This window comes from Spartinivicinus ruber (assembly GCF_011009015.1).
Taxonomy (GTDB): domain Bacteria; phylum Pseudomonadota; class Gammaproteobacteria; order Pseudomonadales; family Zooshikellaceae; genus Spartinivicinus; species Spartinivicinus ruber.
In genome coordinates, this window is record NZ_CP048878.1 from 5,202,531 (window position 1) to 5,220,856 (window position 18,326).

Annotated in this window: 18 protein-coding genes and 1 pseudogene; 9 read left to right on the forward strand and 10 right to left on the reverse strand. The window is 40.2% G+C overall.

Features of this window, described 5'->3' with window-relative positions; translation table 11 throughout:
- Positions 1 to 2: 2 nt before the first annotated feature.
- Entirely contained in the window at positions 3 to 518 is a 516-nt protein-coding gene (locus G4Y78_RS23615) for a GNAT family N-acetyltransferase (RefSeq protein ID WP_163835342.1), read from the forward strand.
- Positions 519 to 661: 143 nt separating this feature from the next.
- On the opposite strand, the gene tesB is transcribed toward G4Y78_RS23615, so the two are convergent.
- The 3 genes from tesB to G4Y78_RS23630 form a co-directional block, all read right to left on the reverse strand.
- On the reverse strand, positions 662 to 1,519 hold the full coding sequence (tesB, locus tag G4Y78_RS23620; protein WP_163835343.1) for an acyl-CoA thioesterase II: 858 nt from the start codon (positions 1,517 to 1,519) through the stop codon (positions 662 to 664).
- Between the two features lie 64 nt (positions 1,520 to 1,583).
- Positions 1,584 to 2,273, reverse strand: a complete 690-nt coding sequence (gene trmH / locus G4Y78_RS23625; protein WP_163835344.1) for a tRNA (guanosine(18)-2'-O)-methyltransferase TrmH — start codon at positions 2,271 to 2,273, stop codon at positions 1,584 to 1,586.
- Positions 2,274 to 2,305: 32 nt separating this feature from the next.
- The gene (locus G4Y78_RS23630; protein WP_163835345.1) at positions 2,306 to 3,133 is read right to left on the reverse strand and encodes an SDR family oxidoreductase; all 828 of its coding nucleotides are present in this window, start codon (positions 3,131 to 3,133) and stop codon (positions 2,306 to 2,308) included.
- 125 nt (positions 3,134 to 3,258) lie between these two features.
- Between G4Y78_RS23630 and G4Y78_RS23635 the strand changes: the two genes are divergently transcribed.
- A complete protein-coding gene (locus G4Y78_RS23635; protein ID WP_163835346.1) occupies positions 3,259 to 4,077 on the forward strand; it encodes a M90 family metallopeptidase in 819 nt (272 codons plus the stop codon).
- Positions 4,078 to 4,316: 239 nt separating this feature from the next.
- Positions 4,317 to 6,311 (forward strand): hypothetical protein, encoded by a 1,995-nt coding sequence (locus tag G4Y78_RS23640; protein ID WP_163835347.1) that lies wholly within the window; start codon positions 4,317 to 4,319, stop codon positions 6,309 to 6,311.
- A gap of 64 nt (positions 6,312 to 6,375) precedes the next feature.
- On the opposite strand, the gene rimK is transcribed toward G4Y78_RS23640, so the two are convergent.
- The 3 genes and pseudogenes from rimK to maoP all read right to left on the reverse strand — a co-directional run bounded on the left by rimK (position 6,376) and on the right by maoP (position 8,396).
- Positions 6,376 to 7,311 carry a 30S ribosomal protein S6--L-glutamate ligase gene (rimK, locus tag G4Y78_RS23645; protein ID WP_268935107.1) on the reverse strand — a complete coding sequence of 312 codons (936 nt, stop codon included), beginning with the start codon at positions 7,309 to 7,311 and terminating at the stop codon, positions 6,376 to 6,378.
- A gap of 87 nt (positions 7,312 to 7,398) precedes the next feature.
- Positions 7,399 to 7,812: pseudogene (locus G4Y78_RS31145) on the reverse strand (ATP-dependent zinc protease family protein); the annotation flags it as partial.
- A gap of 230 nt (positions 7,813 to 8,042) precedes the next feature.
- A complete protein-coding gene (maoP, locus tag G4Y78_RS23650; RefSeq protein ID WP_163835349.1) occupies positions 8,043 to 8,396 on the reverse strand; it encodes a DUF413 domain-containing protein in 354 nt (117 codons plus the stop codon).
- Positions 8,397 to 8,497: 101 nt separating this feature from the next.
- Between maoP and G4Y78_RS23655 the strand changes: the two genes are divergently transcribed.
- A complete protein-coding gene (locus tag G4Y78_RS23655; RefSeq protein ID WP_163835350.1) occupies positions 8,498 to 9,358 on the forward strand; it encodes a LysR family transcriptional regulator in 861 nt (286 codons plus the stop codon).
- 48 nt (positions 9,359 to 9,406) lie between these two features.
- On the opposite strand, the gene G4Y78_RS23660 is transcribed toward G4Y78_RS23655, so the two are convergent.
- The 3 genes from G4Y78_RS23660 to G4Y78_RS23670 form a co-directional block, all read right to left on the reverse strand.
- On the reverse strand, positions 9,407 to 10,312 hold the full coding sequence (locus tag G4Y78_RS23660; protein ID WP_163835351.1) for a hypothetical protein: 906 nt from the start codon (positions 10,310 to 10,312) through the stop codon (positions 9,407 to 9,409).
- 275 nt (positions 10,313 to 10,587) lie between these two features.
- A complete protein-coding gene (locus tag G4Y78_RS23665) occupies positions 10,588 to 11,361 on the reverse strand; it encodes a ferredoxin--NADP reductase (RefSeq protein ID WP_163835352.1) in 774 nt (257 codons plus the stop codon).
- Between the two features lie 154 nt (positions 11,362 to 11,515).
- On the reverse strand, positions 11,516 to 12,049 hold the full coding sequence (locus G4Y78_RS23670) for a hypothetical protein (RefSeq protein ID WP_163835353.1): 534 nt from the start codon (positions 12,047 to 12,049) through the stop codon (positions 11,516 to 11,518).
- A 457-nt stretch (positions 12,050 to 12,506) separates the two neighbouring features.
- On the opposite strand from G4Y78_RS23670, the gene G4Y78_RS23675 reads away from it, so the two are divergent.
- The 4 genes from G4Y78_RS23675 to G4Y78_RS23690 all read left to right on the forward strand — a co-directional run bounded on the left by G4Y78_RS23675 (position 12,507) and on the right by G4Y78_RS23690 (position 15,869).
- Entirely contained in the window at positions 12,507 to 13,430 is a 924-nt protein-coding gene (locus tag G4Y78_RS23675) for a phosphatidate cytidylyltransferase (RefSeq protein ID WP_163835354.1), read from the forward strand.
- A gap of 97 nt (positions 13,431 to 13,527) precedes the next feature.
- Entirely contained in the window at positions 13,528 to 14,172 is a 645-nt protein-coding gene (locus G4Y78_RS23680; protein ID WP_163835355.1) for a lysophospholipid acyltransferase family protein, read from the forward strand.
- A gap of 233 nt (positions 14,173 to 14,405) precedes the next feature.
- Positions 14,406 to 15,146 carry a substrate-binding periplasmic protein gene (locus tag G4Y78_RS23685; protein ID WP_163835356.1) on the forward strand — a complete coding sequence of 247 codons (741 nt, stop codon included), beginning with the start codon at positions 14,406 to 14,408 and terminating at the stop codon, positions 15,144 to 15,146.
- A 132-nt stretch (positions 15,147 to 15,278) separates the two neighbouring features.
- A complete protein-coding gene (locus tag G4Y78_RS23690) occupies positions 15,279 to 15,869 on the forward strand; it encodes a thymidine kinase (RefSeq protein WP_163835357.1) in 591 nt (196 codons plus the stop codon).
- A gap of 26 nt (positions 15,870 to 15,895) precedes the next feature.
- Here G4Y78_RS23690 and G4Y78_RS23695 read toward each other — a convergent pair whose 3' ends face one another.
- Entirely contained in the window at positions 15,896 to 17,158 is a 1,263-nt protein-coding gene (locus G4Y78_RS23695) for an FAD-dependent oxidoreductase (protein WP_163835358.1), read from the reverse strand.
- 94 nt (positions 17,159 to 17,252) lie between these two features.
- On the opposite strand from G4Y78_RS23695, the gene G4Y78_RS23700 reads away from it, so the two are divergent.
- Positions 17,253 to 18,140 carry a LysR family transcriptional regulator gene (locus tag G4Y78_RS23700; protein WP_163835359.1) on the forward strand — a complete coding sequence of 296 codons (888 nt, stop codon included), beginning with the start codon at positions 17,253 to 17,255 and terminating at the stop codon, positions 18,138 to 18,140.
- Positions 18,141 to 18,326: the final 186 nt, after the last annotated feature.

Below are 18,326 nucleotides of genomic sequence, written 5' to 3' on the forward strand. Positions count from 1 at the left end.
CTATGACACTTGCCATTAAAACTCCAAGATTGCATATCCGTTGGTTAACAGAAAACGATGCAGAGTTCATTTATCAGCTATATAACACTGAGTTATTTTTGAAGTTCGTGGGAGACAAGCACATCGACTCTGTTGAAGATGCCAGACAATATCTAATCAATGGACCTATTGCTATGTACCAACGTATTGGTATTGGTCTCTATATGGTTGAAACCCACAACGAAAAAAAACCTATTGGTATCTGTGGTTTAATTAAAAGAGATTTTCTTGATGATATTGATATTGGCTATGGTTTTCTTCCCCAATATTTTGGCTTTGGCTACGCTTATGAAGCAGCTGAAGCTGTTATTAACTATGCAAAGAATAAGTTAAAACTTAAACGACTCGTGGCTATTACTTCACCTGACAATGCCACCTCTATAAAACTTCTGAATAAACTTGGCTTAATATTTGAGAATAATATTCAAGAAACAGTAGATTCTCCCAAATCTAAAGTTTTTGGAATTCGTTTGCAATGAACATATAGCCAACAGACGAGCCAAAAGTACTAAAATATTAGCAAGATTAACAAGTTTCATGGCAGCTCCTTACCTCATCTAATTACAGTAATTATAGGTAGACTCACATATGCTGCAAAAAATTTTAGGAGCTGACTATATCTCTAGTGTTGCCGTATTAGCCCTTCTTGGATAGTTGATGCAACCAATTCACCAGCCTGATTGAAAAACTGACCTCTAACCAACCCCCTTGCCCCAGATGCTGATGGGCTATCAATTACATATAAGAGCCACTCATCAAACCGGAATTTACGATGAAACCACATTGCATGGTCAATTGTCGCCACTTGCATATTCGGCTGCCAGAATGACACCCCATGAGGTAATAGTGCTGTGGTAACAAAACTAAAATCAGATGCATAGGCAAGCAAATAGTTATGCACCCTTAAGTCATCCGGCATTTTATTGATAGCTTTAAACCATACCTGATGCTGAGCCTCACGCTTTTCTGGCGCTAAATAATTAATTGGTATTACTGGGCGTATTTCGATCGGCTGGTCACAAGTGAATTTATCTCGTAGACTGGCAGGAATTTTATCTTTACAGCGCCGAGCCATTTCCAACTCAGAAATCAAACCATCAGGAGGTGCAACTTCAGGCATTGGCATCTGATGCTCAAAACCTTGTTCTTCAATTTGGAAAGAGGCTGACATATTAAAAATTGGTCTGCCTTTTTGAATAGCCACTACTCGCCGGGTAGTAAAGCTTTTACCATCGCGAATACAATCCACATCGTAAATTATGGGTTTAGATGCATCACCTGGACGTAAAAAATAACTATGAAAAGAATGGACCGAACGGCTTTCTGGCACAGTTTGTTTTGCTGCAGACAACGCCTGCCCCATAACTTGACCACCAAATACATTGGGAAACCCTAAGTCCTGACTTTGGCCTCGAAACAATGTTTCTTCAATTTTTTCAAGTTTTAATAAATTTAATAAGTTATCAAGTACGTTGCTCATGCTATTACCAGCTATCAATTTTATGGTCAGTTATTTATTTTTAAATGCATTTGTAGAGTTATTCTTAAAGTACTGGCTTATCTTTTACCTCAGCATACCAATCAGAAGGGCTTATCAACTTCCCTTGCTCATCTAGTTCAGGGTATGTTAATCCTCGAAGATCACAAAACTCAGCTAGCTCTGGATACGCCCATTTAAATAGGGTTTGCTGATAAATATCCTGATCTAACCTGATATTTCTATACATGCCTGCTTGTTCTCGCTGCCGTTGAGCTTCAGTCAAAATTACAGCCGCCGCTACTGACACATTAAAAGAGCCTACCATTCCCTGCATCGGGATAATAATATGTTGATCAGCCAATTCAGCTGCTGTTGGACTTACCCCTTTTTTTTCTGCCCCTAATAACACTGCACAAGGTTTACAATAGTCAACATCCCTAAAATTCACTGCTTTCTCAGAAAAATGTGCAGCATAAATAGCATAACCTTGCTGCTGAAGCTGAGTAATCGCACTCTCTACTGCTTCGTACAAATTCACTTGAACCCACCGCTGACTACCACAAGCACGACCACGAAAGTCTTTATAGCCTTCCTTAGGCTGGGTTACATGCATTTCATGCACCCCTACGGCATCACACGTTCTGACAATGGCGGACAAATTATGAGATTTATGGACTTGATCAGTCAGCACTGTCAAATCAGGTTGGCGTAGATTCAGGGTCTGTTGATACTTTTGATAACGGTCTGGTGTCATAGTATTACTGTAAAATAAGGATATTTTACTTATTACTGAGTGTTTACTCCACTCATTTTCACAGCAATATATCGTTCAAATAAAGTGGGAAATAACCGATATAGAATCCGCGCACTTTTATTCAGGTTCGATAATACCAGCAGCCGCTTCCGCCGCAGTGCTCCCTGGTAAATCGCTTCAGCCACATCTACAGGAGTAGACAACTGCCCCTGCCAGGAAAAAGGGCTTGTATCGATCCCTCCATCTCCTTGCAAAGCATTACGATTCAAATCAGTTGCAGTAAACCCAGGGCAAACCAACATAACATTAACCCCCTGCTCAGACACCTCTAATCGTAGGCAATCAAACAATCCATGCAACGCATGCTTACTTGCGTTATAGCCGCTACGATGCCATAAAGGTGCGTAACCTGACACACTACTCATGGTAATTAGCTGGCCACGCCGCTCAACTAAACTGGGCAGAGCCGCCTTAGCGCAATTAACAGCACCAAAATAATTAACTTCCATCACCCGTCGTAAAACTTGAATATCCGTATCAACAAAAGCACTTCGGTGAGTGATGCCTGCATTATTAATCAGCACATCAATACCTGCAAACTGGTCAACAATATGATTAAAAACAGCATGTACCGCTTGGTAATCAGCCACATCACACTTTAGACCGAGAGCCTGGGTATTGAGGCTTTCTAAATGATTTACCATTGTATCCAGCTCATCCTGATGTAAATCAAGCATGGCTACCCAAGCACCAGCTTTAGCAAACCGTAAACAAAGCTGTCTCCCAATACCTGCGCAAGCCCCAGTAACTACCACCACTTTATTTCTAAAATGCCCCATTGGATTTGTCATAGTTATCATTTTTATTTTTCATCAAGTTTTTTATGAGACTAGCAATATCTGTAAACCTTTTAAAATCAAAAAAGCACCCCATCTTATTACCGATAGTCAAATCAGAGATACCAAGTAGTGCTAAAGGAGCCAATATGCTACTAGGCTTTACCCTTGTTTCACTGCTACTTATTGGTGGGTTAAGTTATTATTTACTTATTTACCCCCGTCAAAAAGTAAAAAAAATTATCAGCCAACTTTTTCCAAAGCAATGGCAGCAATATCTTCAACAAAATGTTACATTTTACCAACAGTTACCAGCGCCAATTAAACAACGTCTGCATGAATTGATTCTTTTATTTATTCATCAGAAAAAATATTATGGTTGTGCTGGCTTAGAAATTACTGAAGAAATTAAAGTCACTATTGCAGCTCAGGCCTGTTTACTCGTGGTGGGGCGCCCAGATAATTGGTATGACAAACTACAATCTATTTTGGTTTACCCTGGCTCTTTTCAACTACATGGTGAAAACACCAATGATATTCATAGTGCTCCCCCTGCAATAAGATTGGGGGAATCCTGGCAAAACGGCCGGATTATTCTCTCTTGGCATGATGTAAAGTTCGGCGGTTTATATCCTGATGACGGTCATAATGTGACTTTCCATGAATTCGCCCACCAGCTGGATACTGCTGATGGCTATGCAGATGGGCTACCACAATTGGCAATTAACCAGTCATATCGAGTATGGACTCAAGTATTTGCCCAGGAATTTCACCGCTTACAGGCTGCAGCACAAAACGGCAATAGCAGTGTAATGGATTATTATGGCGCCACCAACCCAGCAGAGTTTTTTGCCGTAGCCACTGAAACCTATTTTGAAAAGCCACATGCCATGGCAGCTGAGCAGCCAGAGCTATTTGAACAACTGAAAGCCTTTTACAAACTAGACCCGAGAGAGTGGCTGCATTAAATCCTTGACCAATGTAAAGTCTTTCGAGAAGGACATACACCCATCAGAATTCATTTTTAAGTATAAGCGAAGGGCATCTAGGCAAGGCCATCGAGCGATGAAGCTCCAGGAGTTTAGATAAACTAAATGACTGGCGTGAAAAGCGATGATAACAAAGCCTAGAAATCATTCGCGAAGAGTACAATATTCTACTATTAAGGATTAACCATTTTTGTTTTCAAAAAGCAATGGACCTGCTTATGTTACCTATTACGCGTGTCGTCTTATTTAAACACGGCGTGGCTTACTATCAACGTGATGGCCATGCAACCGATAATGAAATAATTCAGTTATCGTTTAAACAGGAACAAATGAATGATGTATTAAAAAGTTTAACCACCCTCGATTTTAATGGAGGCAGTTTTGGCTCTCTTTCCTATGATAGCGAAGAGCCAGTTGACAAACGTTTAACCGAATTCAATATTAACATACCTAAAAAAGGCGCAATAACCAGCCTATTAGATCAACTGAAAGGCGTAAAAGTTAAACTTAAATATAATAATCAAGCTGTTACTGGCGCAATTATTGGTATCGAAGAGCTACCAGTAGCAGCAGATAATCATTCGGCTCCATGCTTGGTCATTTTTACTTTGGCTAAAGGTATTTCCCATTACCCATTATCCCAGCTGACTGAAATAGCAGTTGAAGATAGTTCAGTGCAAGATGAACTCAACTCATTACTGGATATTTTGGCCGCCAGTTTAAATAAAGGCCAAAAGCGTTTGTCCATTTATACCATGGGTCGAGGTGAACGAAAGGTTTCCATTACTTATGTATTAGCCGCACCAGTTTGGAAAACCTCTTATCGGCTGGTTTTGCCAGACAGCTCTTCAGATACCAACAACACCAACGATGATTTAGAGCAAACCGCTATCTTACAAGGCTGGGCTTTGATCGATAACACTACAGATGAAGACTGGCGCAATATTAAACTCTCTTTAGTAGCAGGACTGCCTATATCTTTTATTCATGACCTTTACACACCACGCTATCGACAACGACCTGAGATAGCTGTTGAACAAGACCCAGTTACAGCTGCACCTGTGATAGAAAGAGGTTATCAACAAATGTTAGAGGAGCCTGAAGCCATACTGGATGCCGCAGGAGGTGATACTGACTTTCTGGAAGCTGCTGCGGCTAAACCAGTGGTGATAGGCGCAGCCCCTGCTGAACCCTTAAGCAGGTCTAACGCTTTTGAGCAGTCCATTAATATACAAACTACCAGTCGTGAAGTGGGGGATTTATTTTCCTACGAAATTACCCAACCAGTTGACGTAGAACGTGGTCGTTCTGCGTTAGTGCCTATTTTACAGGCTGATATGACCGCTCATAAAATATTATTTTTTAATGCCGCCATTCGAAATAAAAACCCTCTTTCCAGCTTTTGTTTACAAAACACATCAGAGCTTACTCTGGAAGGCGGTCCAATTACCGTTTATGAAGGTGACAGTTATGTTGGCGAAGCCATGCTAGATACAATGAAAGCAGGTAATGAGCAAATTATCCCTTACTCTGTAGAACTCGGTGTAATTATCAAAGCAAAAAACTCTCTCAGTGAGCGCCATTACACTCACGCCACCAAACAAAAGCAGCTTATTGTTCGGCATTATCGTGAGGAATATATTACTGAATATAGTATTGTTTCCACCTTAAACAAAACGTCCACCCTTTACTTAGACCACCCTTTTCACTATGAACTCAACGAACGACCTGACGACTTAATTGAAATAACAGACAACTACTGGCGTTTTCGAATAATCCTACCCGCCAAACAAGAAACCACTTATCAAGTAGTTGAAATTAAACACAGTTACGATGTTGTTCAAATCCCAAATATTGTTTATCAAGAAATCCAATCACTAAATCAACTCAAGTTAATTTCTGAGCCGATAAAAAAACAATTGGAAGAAATTGCCATACATGCTGAACAAAAAGCCAACTTAAACAGCCAACAAAAGCAAAAAAACAACCAATTAAAGAAAATTGAAAAAGGCCAGGATAGAATCCGTAAAAATATCGAAGCGTTAGGCAACTCCCAAGAAGAATCACAGTTAAGACAACGTTATGTAAAAACCTTAACCACCGAGGAAGACCAACTAGAAGTACTATCTCAGGAAATAAACAAACTCGAAAAAGAGATCAGCAATAAAACCAAAGAAATAAATCAGGCAATAGATGAACTTAAGTTTAGTTAACGAAATTATGATAAAAGCGGCTACTGGGCTTTAAAAACACAGTAGCCATTTATGTTTACCGTTATTAATCCACCTGTTCAGTTACTGCCTGGTTACTTGGTAATACAAGATCTGGTATTGCAGGTTTCCAATTTAATTTCTTTTCAATCGAACGAATCATTTCACCAGCAATATCTCTACCTGTGGCTGATTCTATCCCTTCCAGACCCGGCGAAGAGTTGACTTCTAATAGCAATGGGCCCTTATCAGAGCGAATAATATCCACACCCGCCACTTTTAAACCCAAGGTTTTTGCTGCTTTTATTGCTAATTTTTTCTCTTCTGCCGTTACCTTGATAACTGAAGCTGTCCCCCCTTGGTGGATATTGGCCCTAAACTCACCAGGTGATGCCTGACGCTGGATACTGGCAACCACCTTGCCATCAATGACAAAACAGCGTAAGTCCTTTCCTCTGGCTTCTTTAATAAATTCCTGCACCAGTAAGTTGGCTCGTAATGCTTTAAATGCGTTAATAACACTTTCCGCTGCTTTTTTGGTTTCAGCCAAGACCACACCACGTCCTTGAGCGCCTTCTAGCAATTTCACAATCAGTGGAGCGCCTCCAACCATATCAATCAGGTCATTAGTGTCCATTGGGGAATTGGCAAAACCTGTGGTAGGAATATCCAGACCATTTTTTAACAACAACTGTAGTGAATATAATTTGTCTCGTGACTGGGTAATAGCTTCAGCTGAGTTCAGTGTATAAGTATCTAAACTCTCAAAATGGCGGGTTAACGCACAGCCATAAAAAGTAACACTGGGCTTTATCCTGGGAATGACAGCATCCAAACTACTCAGCAAATGTCCACCACGATAATGCACCTCTGGATTCTCAGCATCCAGCTTCATATAACACTGCTTAATATTTAGGAATATCATCTCATGGCCACGTTCTTCCCCTGCTTCCATTAACCGACGGTTACTGTATAAGTCAGGGTTACTGGCTAACAGCCCTATTTTTAAACCATTGGTTTGGCTAGATGTCGCTCCATAGTATTCATTAAGCTGTTCTTGTGTTAGTTCCCCTAAACAAAAGCTACTGGAAGGATCAACCAACATTTTTTTTAGCATTGCCTCCCTACCAAGCAGCATTCGATATCCCATAGAGTCTCGATTAGCTAGTGTTAACTCAATAGGCCACTGTTGACCATGTATATTTAATGTCGTTTTAATCACATACCTTTTTTCACTAATACCTGTTGAGCTTTTAATTGATCGCCGATCAACCACTTTAGACTCACAGCGAATAGTGACTTTACGATTGTTCTGCAATGGGTGCACTTCAAAGCTCACCCATAACTCAGCACCCTTTCTAAAGGTGTTGATATTAAACGCATGCAGTGAAGATGTTTTAGCACCAGAGTCAACACGCGCTTTGACTGCGGGAATGTGTATGTCAGGAAAACCACACCACTCTTCACTTCCTACAATCAATTTGTTGAAATCTCCATTTGTCATTTTTAAATGGTCTCCAGTGGGCTAATTTAAATGTGATTGATTTTTCGCAAATGAAAACCAGGGCCTGATACCAGGCCCTGGATAATGAAATAAGTTTAGAAAGAACAACGCAGAGCTAAATGCTAGCTCAAGACAGGGGGGTAATACAACACAATGAAAACCCTACACGTTGGGTATATAACCAAACTACCTACACTGAAGACTTTTATATAATTACTTATAAGAATGAACTATGTATAGTCTTCAACACTGTCATAATAAGACCGGCTATGGTCACAATAATGCACCGAGCTTACTATTGGAATATCCCGGGTCTTATTCAAATACTTAAGCCATGTCTTTTCCTGAAATGTTTCTGGCAGCTTTTGTCCATTTAACACTTCTAATAGTGACCGCTCCTGCTCAGTTTGTGGTTCTCTTGTAGCTGTAGACAGCTCGTTCAGACTACGACCATAAAAACTAAGAAAGTCAGCCTCGCTAATAGAATACTCACCACATCGATGAAAACCATGAAAATAGTTTACATCGTCAAACCATGCCGCATTGCTGCGGAAGAAACCTGTATGATCATATTGCCCTTTCATGCCACACTACCCATAAGTAAGACATACCCTTTACACAGACTTTTTAATAAGTAATGGTTGTTCTGTAAAATGAATTTTTTTTCTCGTCAGGAGTAATTTTTGTGGACACAGAGCTGCTCAGAACCTTTCTTGAGGTCCAAAAAACCCGACACTTTGGCAAAGCAGCAGAAAACCTGTACCTAACTCAATCAGCCGTCAGCGCACGAATAAGACAGTTAGAGCTACACCTGGGTGTTCCTCTATTCAGCCGTCATCGCAATAACTTGAAGCTAACCACAGGTGGTGAAAGACTATTACCGCATGCAGAAGCAGTGCTTACTGCTTGGGAAAGAGCAAAACAAGTAGCCGTTATCAATGAAGTACAACAAGCACAAATTGCTATCGGCGCTACACCGAATGTTTGGGATATCCTCTTACATGAAAATATCAATCGTGTCTTTGATAGCACCCCAAGCTTAGCCATTCGAGCTGAAAGCCTGAGCACAGAAATCATTCCAAGAAGGCTGTTAGAGCGATCATTAGACTTAGCCATTATTCTCGATCCACCCAAGGTGGATGAACTGTCGTATGAAATGCTAACGAGCTTAGAATTGGTATTAGTGGGAAATCAAGTCGCTTATCAGGATAACGGCTCTCCTAAACTAGAACGTTGGATTATGATGGATTGGGGAGTTCGCTTTGGTATCGAGCTAAGTAAACAGTTATCCAACACCCCACCACCTATTCTTCATACCAATAATACCCGTATTGCATTAGATTTTTTACTCACCAGTGGTGGCTGCGTTTATTTACCAACCAGTCTTATCAGTCAATATATCGATGCAGGAAGTATCACAGTATTTGAAAATGCTCCAGTTATTACCCGGCATATATACGCCGCCTGGCACCTTTCTTCAGATTATCTTGAGCAAATTGAACTATTAATTAAGGAAATCAAAAAAAGGATGTACTTGAAGAAATGAAATAGTGTGCCTTCAAAAAGAAGCCACACTATCAAAAGCGTTTAAAATCTACTCACACTGGATACCAGGAGCAACCCACTGATTATTGCTTCCATCCTGGTTGGTATGACATAAGCCTTTTGCAAAAAGTTTTTCTAAATGGTAACCAAAGCTTGTGGAGTCAATTAGGCTCTGACTGTATTGCTGTGTTTGGTTCCCATATCGTCCCAGTTCTGCAAGCATAATGGGAAAGTTAAAACCCGTTTGCCCTTCCACAAACTCACGATCTTTATCTTGCAAGTTTATTGTTTGCAGTCCACGAGGGCCTGGTACAGTTACATTTAAATATTCAACATCATATTTACCATCAAAAAACTTAACTTCCTGATTAAGCTCTGTTGGAGAAAGAAAAGTCATTGCTGTTTTATAATCCGTTACCTCAAATGTTTGTGAGGATATTCCACGGTTAACGGAAATCTTGCCAGGAAGAATATCATGTAAAGCACGCATCACAGCTTGCTCTTCATCTGTAACGCTGCCGCTATCAGCAACTTCTGGCAATGATTCACCAGCAAAGCGTTGATATGACTCTTTTACCATGCCAACAAAAAAGGCAACTGTTGCTTTTCTTGCTATCTCATGAGCTTGCTCTTCAGTAAATTGTCTGGACATAAGCAAGGATGCTTTTTGTCCATAGTAAAAACTCACCAAACTTTGAGTAACCGTAAATACTGCAGCATTACTTGAGTTTTTAGTATTACCACCTTGTCTAATTCTTTCTCCATTTCCATAATCAAAAATAGTGCTTAAATCAAATCGACCATTTTCTTCATTGGTTTTAGTTTTGCCATTCCACTGAAACAAATCATGAGAAGCAAGTCCCATTACTCCAACATCCAAAACTCTAATAGGCTCTTGAGCAAAACTGGTAGCAGAGAAAAACAAAGTTGCTGATAAGGCAAGGTATTTTTTCATTTTACAAACCTATAATTCCTTGGTGATTAAAATTAGGTCAGCTCTAAATCTAAAAACGACTTTTACTATTTTTAGAGGGACCTATTTAATTAAAGGGCAAAGATTATAGAAAATGATTCTCATTTACAACAGATAAGTAATCCAGTTTTGTAAAAAAATGTAGCTGCAAGGCAGTGCACAACGCCTTGCTATATTCCCTTTAAAAAGTAGGGATTATCATCATGATATTAATACGCCAATACGCGTATATTTAAGGGCCCTCTAATAATTTGGTGTCAACTACTTGAAAGAACGTACTTCTCACGTCTTACTTGCTTGATTGGAAAACCCTTCTCATTTTGAAGCAATACAGCAGCAGCATCAATCATTGCTGGATTGCCGCACAAAAATACGATTGTATTCTCTGGATTTAAATCCAATTCAGACAGAAGTGTTTGTACATAGCTTTTTTTAGAGGTGTAATGATTATTTAAATGTAAATGCTCGCTATCAAAAATAGAGTCACTCACCTCTTGCCGGCTAAAGCAAACCCAGTAATGTACATTAGTAAATTCTGCAGCCAGCTCTGAAAAGTCTTGATGATAAAATAAGTGGGACGGGGTCCTGACACCCATTACAATATCAATTTGACAGTCTTGTTTAGCCAATTGCTTCAGCTCAGGAATCATCGCTCGATAAGGCGCGATACCTGTACCAGTTCCAACCAATACAATGCGACTGGGTAACTGTTCTGGCAAGATCAACCGCCCATAAGGCCCCATCATTTCTAATTGATCGCCTGGTTGCATATTAGTCAAATATTGGCTGGCGCGGCCACCTTCTACTAAAGCGACCGACATTTCTAACAGACCTTGCTTCTGAGCCAACAGAGGACTTGACGCAATACTATAACTTCGTTTAATAATCTGTTGCTGCCATGGAATTTGCAGAGAAATAAATTGCCCAGAAATAAACTGGAAGCTAGTATCTGGGAGTGAAAACCGAAAACCAAGTACATTTTCAGCCAGTTCATATTGTTCAACCAAGGTCATCTGGTAAGTTGACCCCATATTTACCTCCCTTTATTTTGCTAGCTTTTACAATATAGGGTTTTGCATAAGCCTCAAGTGAATCCACAACTCTTGAGGTAATTCTATATTACCGCCAATTACACCAACATGCTATTTCCTACTAGTTACCAACAAACCCTAAATAGCCTTTCGATTAGGATAAATGGCGTTCCTCCAGACTACGTAGCATTCTAGCCAAACAAAACCGGATTGGTCTTACCAACTCCAAATAAGCCCGGCTAAAACATTGCTCAGTAATTAACTGCTGCTTTTTTGCACACATCAAAAAATGACAGCCTTCATCAAAAAGCAATACCATCCGAATTAACTGCCAGATAGTAGGATCATTCCAAGGAACATCGACCAGCTTTTTTTGTTTTGATAAATGGTTTAACCAATTAGGCATTTCTTTTTTATAACGGCTTTTAATTTGACTCACATAATGGCTTAGTAGTTGATGCTTGTCTTCTAAGAGTTTATTCCACTCCTGGCGTAACTCATTCTGAATAATTAGCATACCTCGATTATTGGATACCTGATCTGTAATATGTAGCACCCCTGCAAGATAGTTTACATCGGGTCGGTGCCGCGCAGCTTCTGGATGAAATAACTGCTTATAACCTAATGAAGTTGATAATTGAACGACTCCAAAAAAAGGCTTATTGGAACTCGGGGTGATCTCTAACATCCTTTCTTACCTCTAAAATCCAGTCCTCTTTTTTTTATTTTCTGGATAGCATTGTTATTGGATATAAAATTTAATGAAATCTATTTACAAAGTTTACATATATTTTTTTGGCTTCATGTAGAAGGCCTATATAAAACTATTAGGGTATAAACAAAACATTTTCTGCATTCTGCCACTCGACTCCTGGCGTTTATAGGAGCTAGCTCACAGCAATCTGAGTCTTTACAATTCAATGTAAAAATTATGTTTGTTTCGACGTTTCCCCTTAGAAAACCATCAACTACTTTCTAAGTAAGCAGCTCATCCGTATTGACGATCAATCAACCAATCTGCAGTGCTACTTGGTACATCCTTCAGCATTATGTAGTTATACTTCACTAACTGTGTTTAGTAAGGCAATAAAACTATACTATAGTTCACTTGGTTTTCACTTTGTGTTTTGTCTGGAGTAGGCATTATGTCATTACCTCCTGTTATCTTACAGGTTTTTGCAGGTATTTATGGACTGTTGATCATAGCTTCGCTCGTCTGTTATGGGCTGGGCTTGAAACAACGAGATGTAACAGAACTTAAGCAACGCATCAACTCTTGGTGGGTCATGGTGTCAGTAATTCTTGCTTGTTTTGCTATAGGCGAAGGATTCACCATTGCCGCCATTGGTGTATTAAGCTACTTAGCATTTAAAGAGTTTGTTTCTATTATTCCCACCCGTCGTACTGATCATCGACCAATCTTTTGGGCTTATATTGCTATTCCCATTCAGTTTTATTGGATATACATCGGCTGGTACGGCATGTTTATTGTTTTTATTCCAATGTACATGATGCTATTTATCCCGATGCGAATGGTGCTCATCGGCAATACCAAACAGTTCACTGTTGCTGCCAGTACTATTAACTGGCTATTATTGCTCACTGTCTTTTCTTTAGGCCATATGGCTTATTTAATTCAGCTACCAACCAATGAAAGCGTATTTACAGGCTTAGGGTTGGTACTTTTTCTGCTGCTACTCACTCAGTTCAATGATGTTGCACAGTTCACTTTTGGTAAGCTCTTTGGTAAAAATAAAGTACTTGCAGCTGTAAGCCCGAAAAAAACTATCGAAGGCTTATTAGGCGGTATATTTGCAACAACCATTCTGGCTGTTCTGCTCGCTCCCTTATTAACCCCACTTAATTTGACCTATAGTATTTGTGCGGGATTACTAATCAGCCTCTTTGGGTTTATTGGTGATGTTTCTATTTCAGCAGTCAAACGCGACTTAGGTATCAAAGATTCCGGCTCAATGATACCCGGCCATGGTGGTGTTTTAGACCGTGTTGACAGTTTAACCTTTACTGCCCCTTTGTTTTTTCATTTTATTCGTTATTTACACTATTAAGACATTTCAAAAAATGTACTTTTTATATTAAACCTTATACTTTGGCTAAAAAAGCATCATTAACTAACTAATTTGAAAGTATTGGAAAAACCGACTAATGAAAAATTGGTTAAAAATCTTATTCTTTACATTATTGGTCAGGCCGATCGTCTTTTTCATTATTGGCCTGAATGTTCACAACAAGAAAAATTTACCTAACCAAGGTCCCGCTATTCTGGCAGCTAATCATAATAGCCATTTAGATACAATGGTATTAATGAGTTTATTTCCTCTTAAGCAACTTTACCGATTACGACCGGTTGCTGCCGCAGACTATTTTATGAAAAACCGTTGGCTTTGCTGGTTTTCATCAAAAGTATTAAATATTATTCCCATCCATCGAGATGGCTCTATTCCCAAAGAATCGGTATTAGATGAGTGCCATCAAGCGTTAACCAATGGAGATATTTTAATCCTATTTCCTGAAGGGAGCCGTGGTAAAGCTGAACAATTAGGTGAATTTAAAAAAGGTATTTTTCATCTGGCAAGCACTCATCAAACCGCCAAGGTTATCCCTATATTCACTTACGGTTTAGGCAAATCACTACCTAAAGGGGAAAAGCTACTGGTTCCTTTCTTTAGTGATGTTGTCATTGGCTCACCGCTTGCCCAACATGACGAAAGCCAAGCATTCATGGCTGCACTTAATCAGCAAATGCAACAACTGGCAAAGCAGGTGAATACTGGACGAATTTTGGACTAGTAGATCAATTGGTTATAGAAAAGCAAGGAACGATACCTACCAAAATAAACACCATTTATCATCGCCTTGCATTCTTTATCAGTAGAATTTATTTTACTAGCACTTTTTTCAACACACTTCGGTAATTACTTAACAAAATAGGTGAGCCTCACAATTTAATAGTGACACGATTCATATAAAATTGCACAAAATTTAACCATATATACAAATTGTTACGTACGAGGAACTCTTCAATGAAGCTTGGTCGCTGTATCGCCGGTTTATTAAGCATTTTCGCTTTAGCAAATACTTCTGCTCAATCCATTCACTTGGTGACTGAGCCATTCCCTCCATTAAATATGACAATTACAGACAGCACCTTTGGGCGCAATCAAAAAGTTACTGGCTTTGCCACTGATATTGTTCGCGAAGTATTCAACCGTTCAGCTCTTGAAAACGAGCTAGAAATTACTTTATATGCTTCCTGGGATCGCGGCTTTAACAAAGCTCTAACCAAACCAAGCTATGGTATTTACTCTGCATTCAGAACCCCGGAGCGTGAGCAAAAATTTAAATGGGTTGGTCCTTTATTTAAAGAAGATTGGATTATTTTAACCAACCCCGAAAGTGATATTAAAATTACCAATCTAGAAGATTTAAAAAAATATCGGGTCGGTAGTTTTGCATCTGACCCCATCAGCGACTACCTGAAAGAGAAAGGCATTAAAGTTGACACTGCGCAAAATGATGTAGTTAATGTCACTAAATTAAAACTAAAGAAAATTGATGTATGGGCAACCAGCTCACTTTCAGGCCCCTATATAGCCAAGCGTCAAAACATGAAGCTAACTAATGTGTTCACCTTTCATTCAAATGGTTTATGGCTAGCCATGAATAAACAAACTGATGATCGAACTATCAGCCAGTTAAATGCAACATTAAAGCAAATGCAAAGCCGGGGTGAAGTACAAAAGATCATTAATGAATATAAATAGTTAATCATTCGCGAAGAATATAGCTATCATAGCCTAAGCCACTGCAACTGCAGTGGCTTTTTATTTTTGCCTCTTGAATAGGCAAAAGGTATATTGTGCCAACATAAATCACCTAACTAGGCTTAATATACAGTGGCGCAACTTTACTTCTACTATTCCACCATGAACGCAGGCAAGTCCACCTCTTTATTACAATCGGCTTATAACTATAAAGAACGTGGAATGAATGCCTTGCTGTTTACTGCTGCCATTGATGATCGCTATGCAATAGGTACGATTACTTCAAGAATAGGCTTACAGGCGCCAGCACAACTCTTTAACGAGTCCAGCAATTTATTGAGTGAAATTGCTACCTTTCACGACCAAGAAACAATTGATTGCGTGTTATTAGATGAAGCCCAGTTCTTAACCCGCGAACAAGTACAACAACTGTGTCATGTGGTGGATAAGCTGAATATCCCAGTGCTTTGTTATGGTTTAAGAACCGACTTTCAGGGTGAGCTATTCGAAGGTAGCCGCTACCTGCTTGCTTGGGCAGAAAAACTTAGCGAGCTGAAAACCGTTTGTCACTGCGGCAGCAAAGCAACAATGGTCGTTCGCACAGGGGCTGATGGACAAGTGATAACCGAAGGTTCACAAGTAGAAATTGGCGGCAACGAACGCTATGTCTCGTTATGCCGCCTACATTTTCATCAAGCGCAGCAAACCAAGTCGATTAATTAGTGTTTTTACAGTCAAAACAGTGATATTTAAATAGTGTTTACAGGCCTTTTGATATACATCTTTCGCTGTATATCAAAAGGTGTATCCTGGGCATCTTTCGAAGTAATTAGCTGGGTAATAAGCTCAGCTGAACTTAGCGCATGGGTCCAACCCAACATTCCATGCCCAGTATTCATCCAGAGGTTGGCAAACTTGCTTTGGCCTATCAGTGGTAGACTGTCAGGAGTAACCGGGCGCATTCCACACCATTGCTCCAATATCTGGTTATAATTGCCTGCCTCTGGCAACAACTGACGTGCAGCAGCTAGCATCTTGTTGATGGCTGTTGGACGAATACGATACTCCCAACCTGAAAATTCAGCAAATCCAGCAATTCGTAATCGGTTGCCAAGACGACAGTACACCATTTTTCTTTGGGTATCAGTAATTGAAATATCTGGGCATTTATCTGTTGCTGGAACAGTCAAACTATAACCTTTCATTGGATAAATCGGCAGTCTGATACCCACCTTTCGAGCCAACTGAACACTGCCACATCCACCAGCTATCAAATACTGATCTGCCTGTACTGGTCCAGTAGACGTACTCAGCTGCAAAACCCGCCCCGATTCAACCTGGATATCAGTCACAGGGCTCTCCATCCTTGCTTTAAAGCCCTGGTGCTGCTGAAGTCTACCGTAAAGTTGCCGACAAAAAAGTGCAGCATCACCACACTCATCTGCTGGCTGAATTAATGCACCAATCGCATTGGCCGCCCAACCATGAATACCTGGAATTTCCTGCAGTTCTTGTGTAGACAGTTGTTGTGTAGAAAGTTGCTGGTTAGCAGAATTCTCACAGGCCTGATACCAACTATTCTGATCAAAGTAGAGATAGAGTTTTCCAGAAGCACGGTGTTCAAATGACAATCCCAACTCGTGCTGCAATGAAGCCATTAGCTCTCTTGAGCGACTACCCAACTGTTTCATGAAAAAAGCAGATTTTTTACTGCGAGCACTGCGGGAACAGGCCAACAACTTTAAGCCCCAAGTTAAGAAGTCAGCACCTATTTCATGGGTTATTGCTAGCGCCGGATCTCGCCCCAAAATGGCCATAGGAATCTGCCGAAGTAATGTCGGCTGGTTAATTGGAATGTCATAGTGGTAAGAGAGCTGTCCACCATTGGCATGGCTACAACCCGCTGCTGGCTCAGCTGCCTGATCCAGTAGCTCCACCTCAACCCCTTGTTGTAATAACATCCAGGCAGAGCTAAGACCTATAACTCCTGCACCAATGACAACAACCTTCATTTTTCAAAATCCTAAGCTGGTTTAACTAGCTATTGTCGAAGAAACCAACCATAAGGAATAATAGAAATAAATACATTTGGTATAACTCAAAGTTATGTTCCTTTCAGCCCGTCATATAGAGATTTTCATTGCTATTATGCGAGCCGGCTCGTTAAGCGAAGCTGCCCGGCAACTACATATCTCCCAACCAGCAGTAACTAAGTCATTGCAACATGCTGAACAACGTCTTGGCTATCCTCTATTTCAACGGCTTGGCGGCAGGCTACAACCTACACCAGAAGCGAAAACCTTGTTTAACGCTGCTCAAGATGTGGAACGTTCTCTACTACGGTTAAACCAACTAGGACAGCGAATGGCAACGCTTGAGCAAGGAACACTTGAGTTAATGGCACCACCAGCACTCGCGCAAGAGCTATTACCCTCACAAATCAGCCAGTTTCAACAGCGCTTTCCTCAGCTGCATATACGACTAGATGTACAACAAAATGCAGGCATTACCAACCGTATAGCCCAAGGAGAAGCAGAACTTGGCATTGTCCATTTTCCAGCCGACAACCCAGGGCTAATGATAGAGTCACTGGGTAACAGTTGTATTGTTGCGTTAATGCAGCAGGATCACCCTTTAGCATCATCTGAGGTTTTAACACGAAAACAACTGATGAATGCTTCTGTTATCTGGTGTTCTGGAAATACTTGGTGGGCAAACCTAATCGCACGCGAGTTACCTGGACTAAAACAGGAAAAGAGCCAAAACCAGGTCAACTACTTTTCAGTAGCCTGTCGCATGGCTGCCCAGGGATTAGGTATAGCTTTAGTAGACCGTTACTCAATCCCCTCTTTGATACCGAGAGATTGTAAAGTATTGCCTATAGTGCCAGAGATACATGTATCATCAGGCGTAGTCTACCGACGTTATCAAGCATTATCACAGCCAGCTCGGTTATTTATTAATGCTCTACGTGAAGTATTACCTGATTATTAATCACTCATTAACAATGGGGCTGTTAACACTATTTGGACAACCACTGCCGTAAGCTATTTTTTCGCTCAGCAAGGCACAAGGAATCATTATTGATATTTTAAATAAAATTTTTATGAGAAAATTTAAGCTAAGATTTATACGGCTAAAAATGAAGATATAGATCACTCTTCAAGATTACCTCAAATC